We start from the raw sequence: 16,685 nt of genomic DNA, 5'->3' as shown, positions 1-16,685 counted from the left end.
GGCTTTTGCCATGCGGGTTTTTTGATTTTTATACGTATTCCTTTATCTAGTGTCGCAAAGGGTTTCACGGTTAGTGTCGAACCCAACCCCTGGTCAAGAATCGAACTATCATATGGTAACCTTTTATTGACTTGAATTGAGCTTATGGATAATACAACTACGACTTCGGTTTTAACCCCTTGTATCTACTTCGCCTAGCTAGATTTCTGCCTTAGCTTTTCTCAACCAAAGGGGTAAATACCAAAACTTAACGCCTGCATTACATCGATTTGGCATTCCTTTTGCCTACAATTGATAGAATATCAATTAATTTTGCGCTATGGTAAAAAATTACACTGTACTATTTCTTATCGCAACTTTCCTTTTTCCGAAAGGTATGACCGCTCAAGAAATCCAAATTTTCACCTTGGAAGATTTTGACCTGAAAGGCAATGTGAAGACTTCTTTAGTCAGCACAAGCTACGGTAAGGAAGAGTATGAATTCAATGAAGAAGGATTGCTTACCAAATCGATTACGCGATACAATGACTCAGATTATGATATAACCTTGTACAAGTATTCCAAGGGAATATTGTTGGAAAAACGCTTGGAGAACTATCGTGATAACGTTATTGATAAATCGACCTCCTTGGCCAGTTTTTATACAATTGATTCTTTGTTGAATTTAAAAATCACAGAAAAGATTGTTTCCTATACTAAGGAATTCTTAGATCAGTACGAGTATTTCTACACTGCAGATTCTATTTTTAGAATTATCCATACGAATAACAGCGGAATAGATGAAACTGATATTTCCTATACTGATGTCAGAGGAGAACAAACCAAAACCTACAACTTGAACGGACTAATACAAAAATCGATTAGAACGTCGGTAAAAAAGGAGAAGGATAGTGTTGTTGCACGAAATGTATTAACCAAAAAATTCTTAGATGGCGAACCTAGTTCGGCCTTAGAAGAAACATTTGATGGTGCCAATAAGTTGGTGTCTGCAACACAGTTTTTTCATAATGCCAGATCAAAACAATTTGCAAAAGCTGAAACGGTAACCTATTTCTATGACGAAAAAGGCATGCTACTGAAAACCAAATCAGATAAGAGCGGAGACGTTGAAGAGAAGGAGTATGTGTATCAATTTGATGAAAAGGGAAATTGGATTAAGGAAATCATCATTCCTGATAACACCTATAAGACACGTAGCATAAGTTACTTCGAAAGAACTGAAGAGGCTAAACAAGAATGAGATTTTCTCTAGCCCTTTATTGGGCATTTTTAGCTTTCCATTCCTTTTTTAAAAGCCCATAACAACAGGTGTTGCGTTTAAATCCATCAAGTAGATATACGTTTTTGCGAAGAATTCCTTCCAAAGTGCAGCCTAATTTTTCAACTGCCTTTCTAGAGGCGATGTTACGCTCATCAATTCGAAATTCGACCTTCTCGAAACCCATTTCCTCAAAAGCATAGTCGAGCATTAAGAACTTCATATGTCCGTTTAGTCCAGTTCCTTGAAATGCTCTGCCAATCCATGTAGAACCTATTTCCAAAGTTTTGTATTTCACATGAATATTCATATAGCGGGTGCTTCCGGCATATTGTTGCTTCTTTTTATCGTAAATGATAAAGGGAATGCTGGTACCATTGCTCTTTTGATCTAAGGCAATCCGCACATAATTCTTCAGACTTTGCGGAGTTTCAATATCAGAAGGAGAAAATTGCACCAATTTCTTCTGTGCAGCAATTGGTATGAGTTCATGGTAATTATGCATTGCAATAGGAGAAAGCCTAACGAATTCATTTTCCAAAGTAGGGGCAAAGTCCATTGTTACGTGCTTTTTATTTTTAGTATTTCATATTCACTCTTGAGCATGCGGTATTGCAGTAAGGAAACATAGACATCATCGGCAATACTATGGTCTTTTTTTATATCGTGATCTTTGAATTCTGCTTCTTTGGTCATGCCATTTTTGATCATGACCTTACCCGAGGCATTATTGGTGGTGATGTATACGGCGGTAACTTTGTTGAGGTTTAGCTCTTCGAATCCGAATTTGAGAATGGCCTGTACCGCTTCGGAAGTATAACCCAGATTCCAAAAATCTTCTGCCAACCAATACCCTAATTCTGCTCTATTGTTGCTCAAATCAAGCGTCAGGCCAATGCCTCCAATAAAAGAAAGGGTATCTCTAAAGCGCATGGCAAATATATAATTGTCTTTGTTTTTAAAACCTTGATTGGCCATATGCATCCAAGAAATAGCGTCTTCTTCACGATATGGGTGGGGCATAGTACGTGTATTTTCGACAATCTTGATATTGCCAGCATAGGAAACAATATCTGGAATATCCTTTGGTTTTATTTGATCTAAGATCAATCGCTTGGTAATGAGTTTTGGAAATTCTTCCATTCTAAACTAAGGCATTTATGATTTCTTTTTTCAGCTCGTGACCACCTTCAAACATTTGTTGTTCAGCCCTACTTCGGAATAATTCCTCAATTCTAGACGTCTCATATTGCAATATTTCTCCATTTAGATACTGGTCTGTATTGCCAACAATTGCGGTAACCTGGGTTTCCTTATTTTTCAAAAAATCGAAATCTTCAGCTGTCAGTTCTTTGGGTATTCCCCCCGCATACAGTATCAATTGAGTACATTCTATTTTCCGTGAAGCAATCCATCGCGTTGCTATGGAAACTCCTTGAGAGAACCCAAAAACAATCAGGTTGCAATCTGCAGGAAATTCCTCAGATGCATACACCGCATCTAAGTAGGCTAGAACATTCGCAGTTTCAAGAACACGATTCTCTTTGGTCAACCAGCTGGCACCCACATATTTGTATTCATTCTTTAAGTAGTATTTAGAAGGAGCTTGAGGCGCGATAACGTAATTCTCTTCGGTATTTAGCTCATCAAAATACTTGATAAAAAACTTGCTTAAGTAGCCAATACCATGAAGCACAATCCAAATGTTCTTGGTCTTTGCCGATAAGACATTTAGCGTTTCATAAGTATTGGTGGTCTGGTAGGTGACCTGTTTTTCGTGTTTGATCATGGTTTTAATTCTATTATAAAAATAGAATCTTTTATTGGTTACGTAATGCTTAATTTTACAAAAAAAATTCATGGACGAATACAAAGAGAAAATCCTTAAAGTGTGCAACGAGTCTTCAAAAAATACCCTAATGGAGACCTTGCAAATAGAATTTGTTGACGTTGGAGCAGATTTTCTAGTTGCCAAAATGCCAGTAAACCCTAGGGTTCATCAACCCGATGGGGTACTCCACGGAGGGGCCACTGTTGCGTTGGCAGAAACTGTTGGCAGCACAGCTTCGTATATATTCCTAGACGGACAGAAGGTATTTGTTCGTGGCATTGAAATTTCTGCGAATCATGTAAAGAGTATTCGAGAAGGTGAAGTATTCGCTAAAGCAGTTATCGTTCATAAAGGCGCCACTACTCAATTGTGGGATATTAAAGTGACAGATGCTGACGATAATTTGATTTCTGTTTGTAAACTTACAACCATTGCTTTACCGAGAAAATAATATGTTTTCTGAGTTACTTAGCAGCCTAGTTGAACACCATAAAAAAGAGCTTCCCTTTGTAGCATATCGCAAGCCCAAGGAAGAAATTGTCAAGGCTATTTTTCAAGAAGATTCCCAAGTTCATTATGTTAAGGATTTCTCGGAATCAGGTTTTGTATTTGCACCCTTTGATTCACAGCACAAGGCCATTTTGTTACCCAATACTACCACGCTAGAAGCTAAATACATTCCAAATAAAGCGTCGGACGCCATGGATAAGAATTCCCTAGTAGCCATTAGGTCTGACAAAGAACGCCATCTTAATTTGGTCAAAAAAGGAATTTCTCAGATTGAGCAAGGCAAATTCAAAAAGGTGGTTCTTTCTCGGAAGCTAGAAACCACGTGTAAAGCGGAACCCACAGATTTGTTTCAAAACCTATTGAATACTTATACCAATGCTTTTTGCTACCTCTGGCACCATCCCCAAATTGGTACTTGGCTCGGTGCTACACCTGAAATCTTGTTGAAAGCTGAAAACCTACAATTTACCACAATGTCTTTGGCTGGAACACGGCAGTATATTGAAACTAAAAGCCCTGAATGGGGAACTAAAGAACTTGATGAACAACAATTGGTCACCGATTATATATCAAAAGCGCTTGTTGGTGTGGTCTCAAATTTGCAAACCGGAGAAAGAGAATCTGTTCGCGCAGGTAATTTATGGCACCTTAGAACCAAACTTGTTGGACGCATGGAAAGCGGAAGCTTGGCAAAAATTATTCATGCTTTACACCCGACTCCGGCGATATGCGGAATGCCCATGAAAGCTACCAAAAACTTCATTTTAGAAAACGAAAATTACAATCGTGACTATTATACAGGCTTCTTAGGGGAACTAAACTTCATAACTGGTAAAGATCGAAGTTCCAATTCAAGAAATCAGGAGCATAAGGCGTACCGTTCGGTAAAAAATACCAGCACACTTTTTGTGAATCTTCGTTGTATGAAACTCGAAAATGCAATCGCGCATATTTATGTGGGTGGGGGAGTGACACGTGATTCAGAACCCGAAAAGGAGTGGAAGGAGACGGTGGCAAAAAGTAACACCATCTTGCAAGCGTTAATTGAGGCTTAGTTTTTTATTGGGTTAAGAACCCTTTGCGTTGTATTTTTGTGTCAGATGAAGTACTCCAGTATTCCGGCTGCACAATCGGTTGTAGCCCATTGTAAAGCAAAAGGTGTTCAGAATATTGTAATATCGCCGGGCTCCCGCAATGCCCCTTTAATTATTGGGTTCACTGAAGATGCTTTTTTCAAGTGTTTTAGTATCGTTGATGAAAGGTGTGCTGCTTTTTTCGCTTTGGGAATAGCACAACAACTCCGAGAGCCTGTTGCCGTGGTTTGTACTTCAGGGAGTGCGCTATTAAATTATTATCCGGCGGTAACCGAAGCGTTTTACAGTGATATTCCACTTGTGGTTATTTCAGCTGATAGACCCATTTATAAGATTGATGTTGGTGATGGCCAGACCATTCGCCAAGATGATGTTTTTCACAGGCATATCGGATATTCGGCCAATTTAAAACAAGATGTCAATCACGCAAAGAATCGCATTGAACGTTATGCTCCACATTTCATTGAAGGTAAAGTTGAAACTACCCAAAAAAAAATACAAGGCTATAATGACGGTGAATTAAACAAGGCCTTGGAAATTGCAATAACCATGGGATTGCCTGTTCATATCAACGTTCGTTTTGAAGAACCACTATATGAGAGACTTTCAGAATCTTCCATTGCTCCAGTGATAAATTCGGTGACAACGTCTGAGAAAAAAGGTTTAGAATATATTTCAGATTGTGCCGATATATGGAATGCTTCCCAAAAGAAATTGGTCTTAGTAGGCGTAAATGATCCAAATAAAGTAGCGCAGCGGTTTTTAGATATGCTCGCCAATGATCCATCGGTAATCGTACTCACGGAAACAACATCAAATATACATCACCCAAACTTTTTTCCAAGTATCGATAGTATTGTTGCGCCTATCGAGAAATCAAAGGAAAAAGAAAAGTTGTTCTCCAAGTTGCAACCCGATGTACTACTTACCTTTGGCGGACTAATCGTGTCAAAAAAGATCAAGGCCTTTTTGCGTGAATACAAACCAAAGCACCATTGGCATGTTGATACGGTGAAGGCTTATGATACTTTTTTTTCCTTATCACGTCACTTCAAGATGGATGTGAACACTTTTTTTGAGAGCTTTACTGACCGCATTACAAACGTTCAAAGTGATTATTTCGTGTATTGGAAAACTGTTAGAGAAAAGTACCAACTAAAACGAAAGCGATATATTGAACAAATAGAATTCTCAGACATGCTTGCTTTTCACCATATTAGCGAAAGCATTCCTGAAAACTACCAATTGCAATTGGCAAATAGCTCTACCGTGCGATATGCACAACTATTCGATTTGGATACTTCCTTGCAGGTTTATTGTAACAGGGGAACAAGTGGTATCGATGGCAGTACTTCAACCGCTATTGGTGCATCGGTGTATAGCAAGACACCCACCTTGTTCGTAACCGGAGATTTAAGTTTTTTATATGATAGCAATGGCTTATGGAATAATTATATTCGTCCTGACTTTCGAATAATTGTAATTAATAACAATGGTGGCGGTATCTTTAGAATACTGCCAGGGAAAGAAGACAGCTTCAATTTTGAAAGATTTTTTGAAACAAAACATAAATTGAAAGTAAGAAAATACTGCGAAGTCTTTAATTTTGAATATTTATTTGCCGACTCTGAAGAGCGCCTAAAGTTTGCCATCTCTGCTTTTTACGAACCTTCCGAACGCCCCAAATTGTTGGAGGTTTCAACTCCTAGATTATTAAATAATAAAATTTTGCTCGGTTATTTCGATTTTATATCTTAGAGTTTTATTAACCATTATTGAACACTAGCTATTATGAGTAAAAGAGACGATTTAATCGTAAAGTACGTCGCAGACATTAAAGACAAATTCGGGGAAAGTCCAAATATGGATTTACTTACAAAAGTTACCATTGGCTTGGGGCCATCAATCTACAACTTAGATGCGTCAAAAGTTTCAGGAGCCGATGAGAAAGAATTGGAAACCGTTAAAAACAACTACCTAATCAAGAAATTGGGATTGAGTGACAGTCCACAATTAATGGATGCTATTAAAAGTGTTGTTGAAAAATATGGTTCTTCTAACAAAAATAAGCACAGAGCAGTAGTTTACTATATGTTGTGCAAGCACTTTGATAAAGAATCTGTTTACAAATAAAATGCTCGTAAAAAGAATTGAAGCCGCACTTGTTAAGAGCGGCTTTTTTTGTGCAATAGTGTTAATCAGCTATTAAGCGTATTTTTGCCACATGATACGATTAGGAGAATATAACACACTTCAAATACTGAGAACTACCAGCGTTGGTCTTTTTTTAGGAGATGAAGAAAACAATGCTGTTTTACTTCCAAATAAATATGTACCTGAAACCTTTGAGATTGGAGACGAACTAGAGGTTTTTTGCTACCTCGATTATGATGAGCGTCCGGTGGCAACCACCCTTGAACCCGCAATTACACTTAATGAGTTTCAATTGTTGAAAGTAGTTGATGTAAACGAATATGGAGCTTTCTTAGATTGGGGTTTAGAAAAACATCTTTTAGTACCCTTTAGAGAACAGCGAAACAAGATGCAAGAAGGACAATGGTATGTTGTTTTCTGCTATTTGGATAACAAAAGCAATCGTCTCGTAGCCTCGAATAAACTTGATAAGTTTTTAAGCAATGAGCAACTCACTGTGCGGGTTCGAGAAAAGGTTGAACTTATAATAACTAGGCAGACAGATTTAGGTTGGGAGGTTATCATAAATAACAAGCATAAGGGATTGGTATATTTTAATGAGGTCTTTAAAGATATCGCTATTGGCGATCTTATGCCAGGTATAATAAAAGGTATTCGAGCTGATAATAAATTAGATATCTCACTGCAACCTTTAGGAGAAAAGATTTTAGAGCCAGCAGCAAATAAAATCTATAAAACATTGGAAGCTCATGGAGGCTATCTTCCCTTGCATGACAAGTCTGACCCTGAAGCCATTCGAGAAGAATTGCAAATGAGCAAGAAGACTTTTAAAAAAGGTGTCGGCACCTTATATAAAGCACGAAAGATTGAAATTAAGGAAGATGGCATCTATTCTCTTTCAAATTAATTGAAAAAGGTGCGATGCATTTGGTCGATAAGCAGATGATAATCAACCTATAAAATACATTTAACAACGATTTTTCTTGGATAGACCACTAAAAATTCTATTTTTACAACATTGATACAGTGTATTTATTTACGGTCTCTGTATTTTAACTAACTTTAACGAGCAACACCCCTAAAACTCAACTAAATGCCATTCATAGAAGAAAGCGATTTACTCGAATTGCATAAAGATATTGACAAGGCGCAAATCATAAATGAACGTCTTCTAGATCAAATAAAAATTAAGAATAAAGAACTGAAATCTAGCAAGATTCAGCGTAATGTTTTAGGAGCTACCACTGCTCTTTTTATATTCGGTTTACTTGGTCTTTTTCTCTTCAATGCTGGTAGACTTAGCAATCCAAATAATCACTTAGAACAACAAAACAACCTCTTGGTTTCGATAGACAGTCTTGATGCTATTAAGGTGCGCATCGACAATTTGAGGGAGCAAAACCAAGAACTGAGTTTGGTAAAGGAGTTTTATCTTGCAAAAAACTTCCTTGAAAAAGAGAAAGTATATTCAGTTCAAGTTAAATCGTTTGTTGATAATAATGTAACACTTGCCTCAGAGGCACTTACCAATACACTATTCGTAAAGACCAATCCATTTTATTCCTATTCACTAGGAAATTTCGAGACACTTAAGGAAGCCCAATTGTTTAGAAAGCAGTTGGTAGACATTGGCTTTAAAGACGCCTTCGTGGCCTCTTATAAAGAAGGGAAAAGAATTCAAATCGAAGATCCGTATTAATTTTGTCCAAGATTGCTGCATGGGTAAACGCGGCTAGATTAAGAACGCTGCCACTATCGGTCTCAGGCGTTGTTGTCGGCACAGCACTTGCCAATTTCTACGGAAAAAATGATTCACTTATATTCATACTTGCTTTGTTAACAACAATAGGTTTTCAGGTCACATCAAATTTTGCCAATGATTATGGCGATGGTGTAAAAGGTACAGACAACGATGACAGAATTGGACCTCAAAGGGCGTTGCAAAGCGGTTTGCTTACCCGCTCAGAGCTCAAAAAAGGAATCGTAATTTCTATTGCAATATGTCTTTTTTTAGTAGCCGCAGTTCTTTATTTTTCATTTGGAGTCGAAAACATAGAATATTTTGCATTATTTGGCGTTCTAGGATTTCTTAGTATATGGGCGGCGATAAAATATACAGTAGGTGAATCAGCATATGGATATAAAGGATTGGGCGATATTTTCGTTTTTGCCTTCTTCGGATTACTTGCTGTTTTAGGATCTTTATTCTTATATACTAAATTTATTACCATCTCGGCTTGGCTTCCAGCTATTGCTATTGGATTGTTAAGTGCGGGCGTATTGAATTTGAACAATCTTCGAGATTTTAAATCTGATAAAAAGGCGCAGAAGAATACCATGATTGTAAAAATGGGTTTTCAAAACGGTAAGAAGTATCATTACGTGCTAATGGGCATCGCCTTTCTAGCTATGCTGCTTTTTATAATTTTCAATGGGCGAGCTTGGTATCAAGCGATTCCATTACTCGCTTTTGCACCCATCTTTGTTCATGTCAAAAAAGTATACCAAACAGAGGAACCCAAGTTACTCGACCCCGAATTGAAGAAACTGGCTTTGAGTACATTTTTACTGGCCATACTCTTTTATATAACATTAATTAACTAGAAATTTGAAGTCTAACCATCTAAACCACAACAACCTTGGAACAACCTATTAGAATACTTATCGTAGAAGACAATGTTATCATTGCCGACGATATGCAGTCTATGCTAGAAGAAATTGGTTATGAGATTGTAGATAATGTAATTGTCTATGAACAAGCCGAAGAAGTCTTGAAAACCCAACAAGTAGATCTTGTCTTGATAGACATTATTCTTGCATCAGATAAAACAGGTATCGATTTGGGGAAACACATACGTGAGAACTATGATATTCCGTTCATATTTGTTACTTCGAACTCAGATAGGGCTACCGTTGAAAATGCAAAAACGGTAAAGCCTAACGGGTATTTGGTTAAACCATTTGAACAGCAAGACCTGTACACTTCAATTGAAATTGCTCTTTCCAACTTTACATATGGCACGGGTGATCATAAAGGAGGTGAAAACCAAACAACACAAGAAGATGTACCGATGTCAAATTCGGTTTTAAAAGATTCTATTTTTGTCAAGAAACAGCATCTGTATTACCGTATTCAATTCGGCGATATTCAGTTCATTAAAGCTGATAATGTATACCTCGAGGTAAACACAGTAGATAAAAAGTTCTTGGTAAGGTCACCTTTAAAAGACTACTTAGAGAAATTGCCAAAGAATAAATTCTATAGAGCACATAAATCGTACATCGTGAATGTTGACCATATCGACGCAATAAATTCCAAGGATATTATGATTAACAATAATTTGATTCCGATATCAAAAGATTTTAAGGAATTTATTATTTCCGCCATGAATTCGTAATCATAAATTACAAGCATACTATAAAAAATCAAGGAACCTTTTTGAGGTTCCTTTTTTAGTTTCCGACACCTAAATCTTAGCCTTTGGGAATTTGCGCAAACTCCATGAAATGCACATATATCCGATGAAATACATCAAATTGCGCAGAATCTTATTTTCACAACAAAAAACAGCCCTTACACAACAATATACTAGGATTGTAAAAGCATTATAATATTTTTGGAAAACGTAAAAGGTCCCAAACCTTATCTTTAATTTTAGTTGAATTTAGTTGTAAAGGCTGTGTACATTGTTGTACGGCTTTTTTTGGTTATTGACATGCGAATAGCCACTTAAATTATGCTAGGTGATCGGAGCGATTCGACTTAAAAAGAACAGAACACAATTTGGTAGAGTATTAAGACGTTTTAAGTAAGACCCGAAGTAATACGAAATCTATACTTGGAACCGAAATTTACCACTGACAACAAACCAATATCAATTTGGTTTTGATTGAATAAGAATATGAAAAAACCGCTTGGCAAAACCTTAATCTTCTTTTTTATCTATGCTCTTGGCCATAATTTGGTAATTGCACAAGATGATTTGCCAGGTACCCAAAGCTATTTTCAAGAATTTCAAAGTACCAAAAGTGCCGAAGATCGTTTTAAGTTCTTTTTTAATACACCTAATAGGTACAATCAAAATTCTGGATTTGATTGGTTAGACGAGGTAAATGTGTATCTCAATAATGCAGAAAAACTTAAAGACACCGTTGCCATAAACTACTATAAGGTTATACAGTCACAGATATTTCATGATATTGGTGATTATGATAAAAGTTTAGCCATATCGAAAGAGCTTTATGTAGAAAAAGAACCTTGGAGCCTTGAGACCAAAGCAGTGCTATTAGACCTGATGGATGCTACCTACTCTCAGTTGGAATTATACGCTGATCAAATAGATATCCGAAAAGAGAAAAGAGAACTCGGTATTGCTGAAAATATTGCTTTTTATGATATATACTCCAATCTAGGACAGCACAGAAAAGCAATGGATGACTACATCCTTGAGGAACAAAAAAACATTGATGACAAAGACTATTTGGGCAAAGCCATCTTTAACAACAACGTTGGAACCTATTTGCGTTTAGACGACTCGTACCCTACAGCCTTAAGCTATTATAACAAGGCAGCGGGTTTTATAAAGATCTATTTGAGTGATGTGACCAAGGTTAAATCGGAAAAAGAAATCATAGAGAGTGAAGTCTTGAAAGGTATTATTGAAGGTAATATTGGAAAGTGTTTTGTTCTCCTAAAACAATATGAAGAGGCCATTCCACATTTAGAAAGTAGTATTCTGACCATAAAAGAATTTAATAAAGACAAGTTTTCATCAGACCTCATAGAAAACCGTTTGGCTATTGCCGAATGCTATTTGCATTTGGGTGATTTTGCAAAGACAACTGATTACCTTTCTGACGGCGAACAGCCTCGAAAGTTGGAAAACATCATTAAAAAAAATCGCCTATTTGCATCCTATTATGATAAGACTGGTAACTATAAAAACGAATCAATATACCTAAAGCGCAATACCAGAATACGTGATTCTATTGACGCGAATAAAACAGAAATCCAAGATCAACAATTGGCAACCATACTCGCAGAAGACAAGGCGTATACCAAAACTCGAATAGAGGAACAAAAAGAAGAATTGGAAAAATCAAGAACGGCCATGGTCGATAAAGAAAATCAAATACAGATGGTATTTATTTCTTTGATTTTCACACTTTTAGGTTTTGCAGGTCTGGTATATGCCTATTTGAAAAGTATCAAAAACCAACGCCTTATTGCCGAACAAAAACATATAATTGAGAACTCACTTGTTGAAAAAGATTCCCTCTTAAAAGAAATTCATCACAGGGTGAAGAACAACCTGCAAATGGTATCAAGCTTGTTAAGCTTACAAACTAAGAATACCAGAAGCAAAGCAGCTATAGAAGCTTTGGAAGAAGGAAAAAGCCGAGTAAAGGCCATGGCGCTTATTCACCAGAAGTTGTATCAAAATGATGATCTATCGGTAATTGAAATGCAAGGTTATATTGAGAGTTTGATTAATAGCGTACAATCTGTGTATAAAAAAGGCGGCCATAATATCAATATCACTATTGATGCTGAGGGCGTTGAATTGGATATTGATAGGGCGATTCCGTTTGGACTTATATTAAACGAGCTGGTTTCCAACTCTTTCAAATATGCGTTTCCACAAAATGATGATAACGGCAAAATTTATATCCATTTGCGCAAGATGGTTGAACAAGAAGGTTTCTTTGAATATACAGATAATGGGGTGGGGCTACCTGAAGATACCGATGACAGAGCGAACTCGTCAATGGGTATTCGATTGATGAATCGTTTGGTAAATCAGCTGCAATCTTCTCTGAATATTGACAAAACTTCTGAAGGCGTTCGATTTTGGTTTAACTTCAAATAAACTTTATTTTACAGTACTTTTAAGTACAACTTTGTGCAATAATTTGGGAAAAAACCGGAGGTATATTCCCATACGTTCCTTTCTTGCGATATAAGCTTCAAATTTTTCTTTCTCTATTGCCCGAATCATTTTTTTGGCAAAGGTTTCAACAGACAACCCATTCTGAGTGGCCTTGTCTTGCGTGTTTTGTGAACTACCGTCAGCCGTAAGTGCGTTCTTGGCCACATTCGTGTTTACGAACCCCGGACAGATTAAGGTAACGCCTATGCCGTCTTTCGCATGTTCCATACGCAGCACATCAAAAAAACCATGGAGTGCATGTTTTGCGCCACAATAACCAGAACGATACGGACTGCCGAATTTCCCCATAAGACTGGTTACGGTAACGAAATGTCCGTTTTTATTTGTTATAAAGTGGGGTAGGAGTGCTTTGGTCATAGCTACAGTACCTAAGTAATTAATATCGATTAATTTTTTATAAACATCAATGGCTGTTTCCGCGATCAAAGAGCGCTGGCTCAAACCTGCGTTGTTGATTAAAATATCAATAGGACCAAATTCAGCAACTACCTGTTGCACTCTTTCTGGCATGCTTTCATAAGCTGCTAAGTCTAAGGGAACTATGCTAACCGCATCCTTGTTTTGACAATTGCTCCTCACAGCTTGTAGTTCATGTACTCTGCGAGAAGAAATAATGAGTTTACAATTCCTCTTGTTGAGCGCATAGGTAAGCGCTTCTCCAATTCCAGATGATGCTCCCGTGATCCAAACCGTTTTACCTTCTATATTCATTCAAGACAATTTGCAGCTAAAATATAGCTAAATTTGAAGCGAACTGATGAAGGCTACTTATAAAAAATACATTCTTGATTTTAAGCGTCCAAGCGGTACATCACGCGGCGTTCTTACTCAGAAAGAAACCTGGTTTCTAATTCTTGAAGCAAATGGAAAATTTGGAATAGGAGAATGCGGGCTTTTTAAAGGGTTGAGCTGTGACGATGTTGCAGGTTATGAAGAAAAGTTAAAATGGACCTCTGAAAATATCGGTTTAGGAAAAGACGAGCTCTGGAACAGATTAAGGTACTTTCCCAGTATTCAATTTGGAGTCGAACAAGCTTTTCTTTCTTTAGAATCAAAAAATCCTTTCGAATTGTTTCCCTCTGATTTTACCCAAAAAGCAAGACCCATTGCCATCAACGGACTCATTTGGATGGGTGATGAATCTTTTATGCATCAACAAATACAAGACAAACTCGAGGAAGGTTATCGCTGTCTTAAGATGAAGATTGGCGCTATAGACTTCAATACCGAAATAGGTATGTTAGAGTCGATACGTCGTAGGTATTCGAAAAGTGAAATTGAGCTCCGTGTTGATGCCAATGGAGCGTTTTCTCCAAAAGATGCTTTGGGCAAATTGAAGACCTTGGCTGCCCTAGATGTACATTCTATAGAACAACCTATTAAGCAAGGAAATGTGCTTAAAATGAAAGAATTATGTACCCAGGCTCCTTTGGATATTGCCCTTGATGAAGAACTCATTGGCATTACAGAAGTAACAAAAAAGGAAGAGCTGCTACAAACTATTCAGCCACAATACATTATTTTAAAGCCTAGTTTAATAGGGGGCTTTAAAGGTAGTATGGAGTGGATAACCCTGGCGGAAAAGTATAAGGTGGGCTGGTGGGTTACTAGTGCCCTTGAAAGTAATGTCGGTTTGAACGCTATTGCGCAATGGACACATACACTTAAGAGCCCTTTGCCACAAGGTTTAGGAACCGGTAGTTTGTACACTAATAATCTAGAAAGCCCTTTGATGGTTGCTAAAGGAAACCTATATTACCAACGCAATCAGAACTGGAAAACCAACCTAATTAAAGATTTATGTTTATAGAACAAGCACATAAGAGTCAGCACGACGCCTGGCGATATATTTTGGGAATCTGTGTAGTATTTGGAGGATGGCAGATAATTGGTGCCTTACCATTAGTTGCTGCCCTAATTATAAAATCAGATTCTTTGAATGTACTTGCGGGAGGCGATATGGGGATGATGGCTGAAATATTAGGCACGAATTACTTCCTGTTCTTAATGTTGTTGACCTTTGCAATTGGAATACTTTGCTTGTTTTTTTGGACAAAAGTCATCCATAAACAGCCGATTAAGGAACTTACCACTTCAAGGAAGAAAGTAGATTGGAATCGCATTCGCTTTGCTTTCATTACTTGGATGCTGATTTCTGTTGCATTTCTACTGCTTGATGTTCAAATGTCTCCTGACGACTATCAATGGAATTTTAAGTTGGAACCTTTTTTGGTTCTAGCGGTGATTGCAATTATTATGATTCCTATTCAAACGAGTATGGAAGAATATTTCATGCGTGGCTATATGATGCAGGGCCTTGGAGTAATGGCAAAAAACAAATGGGTGCCTTTGGTGGTAACATCAACGCTGTTTGGTTTGATGCATATATTGAACCCTGAAGTTGGAAAATTAGGATATGGAATTATGGTGTTCTATATCGGTACGGGCTTTTTTCTGGGTATACTTACCTTAATGGATGAAGGCCTTGAACTAGCTTTAGGTTTTCACGCGGCTAACAATCTTACAGCTGCTCTTTTGGTAACTGCAGACTGGACGGCCTTTCAAACTGATTCAATATATAGAGATATTTCAGAGCCTGTTTTAGGGTGGGATGTTTTCGTGCCAGTATTGATCATCTATCCTCTCCTGCTATTTATTTTTTCAAAAAAATACAAATGGACTGATTGGAAAGAGCGCCTTGCTGGAAAAGTCGTAGCGCCTGTGGTAGCCTCACAAGAAACGAAGTCGTCTTCGGCTGACTCTTTGATTGAACACGAGTATCCAAAACCCGATGCCGATGGCGATAGATGATGTTGCTATTCACACCAAGTTCAAGTTAAATGGTATTTCCTATACCAAGCTTGGGTTGATGGAGCTGGTTTATGATTTACTAAAGGAGGGAAGTTTTTTTGAAAAATCTATTGGAACTTTTTTATCAGAATGGTTAGACGAAAAGCCCATCATACAAGTTACAACTTCAGGTTCTACTGGCAAGCCCAAAAACATTAGTTTAAAAAAAAAGCACATGGCCAATTCGGCTTTGGCTACCGCTAAATATTTTGGTTTAAAAGAAGGTAGTACTGCGCTTTTGTGTCTGCCAGTAGATTATATTGCTGGTAAAATGATGCTGGTTAGGGCTATGGTTCTAGGTTTGGATTTGGATTATGTCGAACCTTCATCGAAGCCTTTAGATGAGGTTAACAAGTATTATGGTTTTGCTGCAATGGTACCTTTGCAGTTGGAGGGTTCTTTAGCTAAAATAGAAATGATCAAAACCCTCATTGTTGGTGGCGCCGCACTATCTAAAAACCTAAAAGCGAAGATACAGCAAAAGAATATTGTCGTTTTTGAAACCTTCGGCATGACGGAAACTGTCACTCATGTTGCTGTAAAAAGAGTAAATAAGGCACCTGAAGGTAGCTCAGGTTGCTTCGAAGCCTTGCCCAATGTAACTTTTGCTACCGACGAAAGAGAGTGTTTGATTATTTCTGCGCCCAAGGTTTCAGATCATCGCATTGTAACCAATGACATAGTAAAACTCATTTCCGAAACTGAGTTTGATTGGTTGGGGCGTTATGACCATATCATTAATTCAGGGGGCATAAAGTTATTCCCTGAGCAAATTGAGACGAAGTTAGCACCTATGCTTAGGAATAGGTTCTTTGTAACAGGTTTGCCTGATGCTAAGCTAGGTCAGAAATTGGTATTAGTAGTAGAAGGTGAACTAGATACAGATAAATTAAAACAAATTCTTAGTGAGTGCAAGGGTTTGCAAGGGTTTGAGATTCCAAAAAGTGTGTATACACTGCCAAAATTTATTGAAACAGATACCGGCAAAATTCGTAGAAAAGAGAGTTGTGCGCTTTTAAATTATTGAAGTTAACCCC

At 37.5% G+C, this 16,685-nt stretch carries 17 protein-coding genes; 13 read left to right on the top strand and 4 right to left on the bottom strand.

The window, feature by feature from the left end; translation table 11 throughout:
* Positions 1 to 319 precede the first annotated feature (319 nt).
* Positions 320 to 1,240 carry a hypothetical protein gene (locus tag ABJN95_RS14135; protein ID WP_348371101.1) on the top strand — a complete coding sequence of 307 codons (921 nt, stop codon included), beginning with the start codon at positions 320 to 322 and terminating at the stop codon, positions 1,238 to 1,240.
* 16 nt (positions 1,241 to 1,256) lie between these two features.
* Here the strand turns inward: ABJN95_RS14135 and ABJN95_RS14130 are convergent, their stop codons facing one another.
* From ABJN95_RS14130 to ABJN95_RS14120, 3 genes are read right to left on the bottom strand one after another with little or no spacing between them, the layout of a single operon-like run.
* Positions 1,257 to 1,817, bottom strand: a complete 561-nt coding sequence (locus ABJN95_RS14130) for a GNAT family protein (RefSeq protein WP_348371099.1) — start codon at positions 1,815 to 1,817, stop codon at positions 1,257 to 1,259.
* Between the two features lie 2 nt (positions 1,818 to 1,819).
* On the bottom strand, positions 1,820 to 2,401 hold the full coding sequence (locus ABJN95_RS14125; RefSeq protein WP_348371098.1) for a GNAT family N-acetyltransferase: 582 nt from the start codon (positions 2,399 to 2,401) through the stop codon (positions 1,820 to 1,822).
* 1 nt (position 2,402) lies between these two features.
* On the bottom strand, positions 2,403 to 3,047 hold the full coding sequence (locus ABJN95_RS14120; protein WP_348371096.1) for an esterase: 645 nt from the start codon (positions 3,045 to 3,047) through the stop codon (positions 2,403 to 2,405).
* Positions 3,048 to 3,117: 70 nt separating this feature from the next.
* On the opposite strand from ABJN95_RS14120, the gene ABJN95_RS14115 reads away from it, so the two are divergent.
* From ABJN95_RS14115 to ABJN95_RS14075, 9 genes are all read left to right on the top strand, one after another.
* A complete protein-coding gene (locus ABJN95_RS14115; RefSeq protein WP_348371094.1) occupies positions 3,118 to 3,540 on the top strand; it encodes a hotdog fold thioesterase in 423 nt (140 codons plus the stop codon).
* 1 nt (position 3,541) lies between these two features.
* Positions 3,542 to 4,654, top strand: a complete 1,113-nt coding sequence (locus tag ABJN95_RS14110) for a chorismate-binding protein (protein ID WP_348371093.1) — start codon at positions 3,542 to 3,544, stop codon at positions 4,652 to 4,654.
* Positions 4,655 to 4,699: 45 nt separating this feature from the next.
* Positions 4,700 to 6,451, top strand: a complete 1,752-nt coding sequence (menD, locus tag ABJN95_RS14105) for a 2-succinyl-5-enolpyruvyl-6-hydroxy-3-cyclohexene-1-carboxylic-acid synthase (protein WP_348371091.1) — start codon at positions 4,700 to 4,702, stop codon at positions 6,449 to 6,451.
* Between the two features lie 33 nt (positions 6,452 to 6,484).
* A complete protein-coding gene (locus tag ABJN95_RS14100) occupies positions 6,485 to 6,826 on the top strand; it encodes a DUF2853 family protein (protein WP_348371089.1) in 342 nt (113 codons plus the stop codon).
* A 91-nt stretch (positions 6,827 to 6,917) separates the two neighbouring features.
* Positions 6,918 to 7,754 carry a S1-like domain-containing RNA-binding protein gene (locus tag ABJN95_RS14095; protein ID WP_348371087.1) on the top strand — a complete coding sequence of 279 codons (837 nt, stop codon included), beginning with the start codon at positions 6,918 to 6,920 and terminating at the stop codon, positions 7,752 to 7,754.
* 186 nt (positions 7,755 to 7,940) lie between these two features.
* Complete coding sequence (locus tag ABJN95_RS14090; RefSeq protein ID WP_348371086.1) at positions 7,941 to 8,546, top strand: SPOR domain-containing protein; 606 nt, start codon at positions 7,941 to 7,943, stop codon at positions 8,544 to 8,546.
* A gap of 2 nt (positions 8,547 to 8,548) precedes the next feature.
* Complete coding sequence (menA, locus tag ABJN95_RS14085) at positions 8,549 to 9,451, top strand: 1,4-dihydroxy-2-naphthoate octaprenyltransferase (RefSeq protein ID WP_348371084.1); 903 nt, start codon at positions 8,549 to 8,551, stop codon at positions 9,449 to 9,451.
* A gap of 35 nt (positions 9,452 to 9,486) precedes the next feature.
* Positions 9,487 to 10,245 (top strand): response regulator, encoded by a 759-nt coding sequence (locus ABJN95_RS14080; protein ID WP_348371083.1) that lies wholly within the window; start codon positions 9,487 to 9,489, stop codon positions 10,243 to 10,245.
* 504 nt (positions 10,246 to 10,749) lie between these two features.
* On the top strand, positions 10,750 to 12,717 hold the full coding sequence (locus ABJN95_RS14075; RefSeq protein WP_348371081.1) for a sensor histidine kinase: 1,968 nt from the start codon (positions 10,750 to 10,752) through the stop codon (positions 12,715 to 12,717).
* A gap of 3 nt (positions 12,718 to 12,720) precedes the next feature.
* On the opposite strand, the gene ABJN95_RS14070 is transcribed toward ABJN95_RS14075, so the two are convergent.
* Complete coding sequence (locus ABJN95_RS14070; protein ID WP_348371080.1) at positions 12,721 to 13,509, bottom strand: SDR family oxidoreductase; 789 nt, start codon at positions 13,507 to 13,509, stop codon at positions 12,721 to 12,723.
* Positions 13,510 to 13,555: 46 nt separating this feature from the next.
* Here ABJN95_RS14070 and ABJN95_RS14065 point away from each other — a divergent pair, with 46 nt between their 5' ends.
* The 3 genes from ABJN95_RS14065 to ABJN95_RS14055 are packed head-to-tail and all read left to right on the top strand — an operon-like array spanning position 13,556 to position 16,675.
* Positions 13,556 to 14,608, top strand: a complete 1,053-nt coding sequence (locus ABJN95_RS14065) for an o-succinylbenzoate synthase (protein WP_348371078.1) — start codon at positions 13,556 to 13,558, stop codon at positions 14,606 to 14,608.
* Positions 14,599 to 15,609 (top strand): CPBP family intramembrane glutamic endopeptidase, encoded by a 1,011-nt coding sequence (locus ABJN95_RS14060; protein WP_348371076.1) that lies wholly within the window; start codon positions 14,599 to 14,601, stop codon positions 15,607 to 15,609. The genes ABJN95_RS14065 and ABJN95_RS14060 overlap by 10 nt, the downstream gene beginning before the upstream one ends.
* Entirely contained in the window at positions 15,596 to 16,675 is a 1,080-nt protein-coding gene (locus ABJN95_RS14055) for an AMP-binding protein (protein ID WP_348371074.1), read from the top strand. The genes ABJN95_RS14060 and ABJN95_RS14055 overlap by 14 nt, the downstream gene beginning before the upstream one ends.
* Positions 16,676 to 16,685: the final 10 nt, after the last annotated feature.

Origin of the sequence: Maribacter sp., assembly GCF_039974175.1 — a bacterium.
Lineage (GTDB): Bacteria > Bacteroidota > Bacteroidia > Flavobacteriales > Flavobacteriaceae > Maribacter_C.
This window is presented reverse-complemented; position numbering and strand designations above follow the sequence as displayed.

Excerpts from the sequence above, each read along its gene's own strand:
- ABJN95_RS14100 (WP_348371089.1), top strand. The coding sequence starts at position 6,485 with ATGAGTAAAAGAGACGATTTAATCGTAAAGTACGTCGCAGACATTAAA.
- ABJN95_RS14075 (WP_348371081.1), top strand. The coding sequence starts at position 10,750 with ATGAAAAAACCGCTTGGCAAAACCTTAATCTTCTTTTTTATCTATGCT.
- ABJN95_RS14135 (WP_348371101.1), top strand. The coding sequence starts at position 320 with ATGGTAAAAAATTACACTGTACTATTTCTTATCGCAACTTTCCTTTTT.
- ABJN95_RS14120 (WP_348371096.1), bottom strand. The coding sequence starts at position 3,047 with ATGATCAAACACGAAAAACAGGTCACCTACCAGACCACCAATACTTAT.
- ABJN95_RS14090 (WP_348371086.1), top strand. The coding sequence starts at position 7,941 with ATGCCATTCATAGAAGAAAGCGATTTACTCGAATTGCATAAAGATATT.
- ABJN95_RS14055 (WP_348371074.1), top strand. The coding sequence starts at position 15,596 with ATGGCGATAGATGATGTTGCTATTCACACCAAGTTCAAGTTAAATGGT.
- ABJN95_RS14060 (WP_348371076.1), top strand. The coding sequence starts at position 14,599 with ATGTTTATAGAACAAGCACATAAGAGTCAGCACGACGCCTGGCGATAT.
- ABJN95_RS14095 (WP_348371087.1), top strand. The coding sequence starts at position 6,918 with ATGATACGATTAGGAGAATATAACACACTTCAAATACTGAGAACTACC.
- ABJN95_RS14130 (WP_348371099.1), bottom strand. The coding sequence starts at position 1,817 with ATGGACTTTGCCCCTACTTTGGAAAATGAATTCGTTAGGCTTTCTCCT.
- ABJN95_RS14065 (WP_348371078.1), top strand. The coding sequence starts at position 13,556 with ATGAAGGCTACTTATAAAAAATACATTCTTGATTTTAAGCGTCCAAGC.
- ABJN95_RS14115 (WP_348371094.1), top strand. The coding sequence starts at position 3,118 with ATGGACGAATACAAAGAGAAAATCCTTAAAGTGTGCAACGAGTCTTCA.
- ABJN95_RS14070 (WP_348371080.1), bottom strand. The coding sequence starts at position 13,509 with ATGAATATAGAAGGTAAAACGGTTTGGATCACGGGAGCATCATCTGGA.
- ABJN95_RS14110 (WP_348371093.1), top strand. The coding sequence starts at position 3,542 with ATGTTTTCTGAGTTACTTAGCAGCCTAGTTGAACACCATAAAAAAGAG.
- ABJN95_RS14125 (WP_348371098.1), bottom strand. The coding sequence starts at position 2,401 with ATGGAAGAATTTCCAAAACTCATTACCAAGCGATTGATCTTAGATCAA.
- menD (WP_348371091.1), top strand. The coding sequence starts at position 4,700 with ATGAAGTACTCCAGTATTCCGGCTGCACAATCGGTTGTAGCCCATTGT.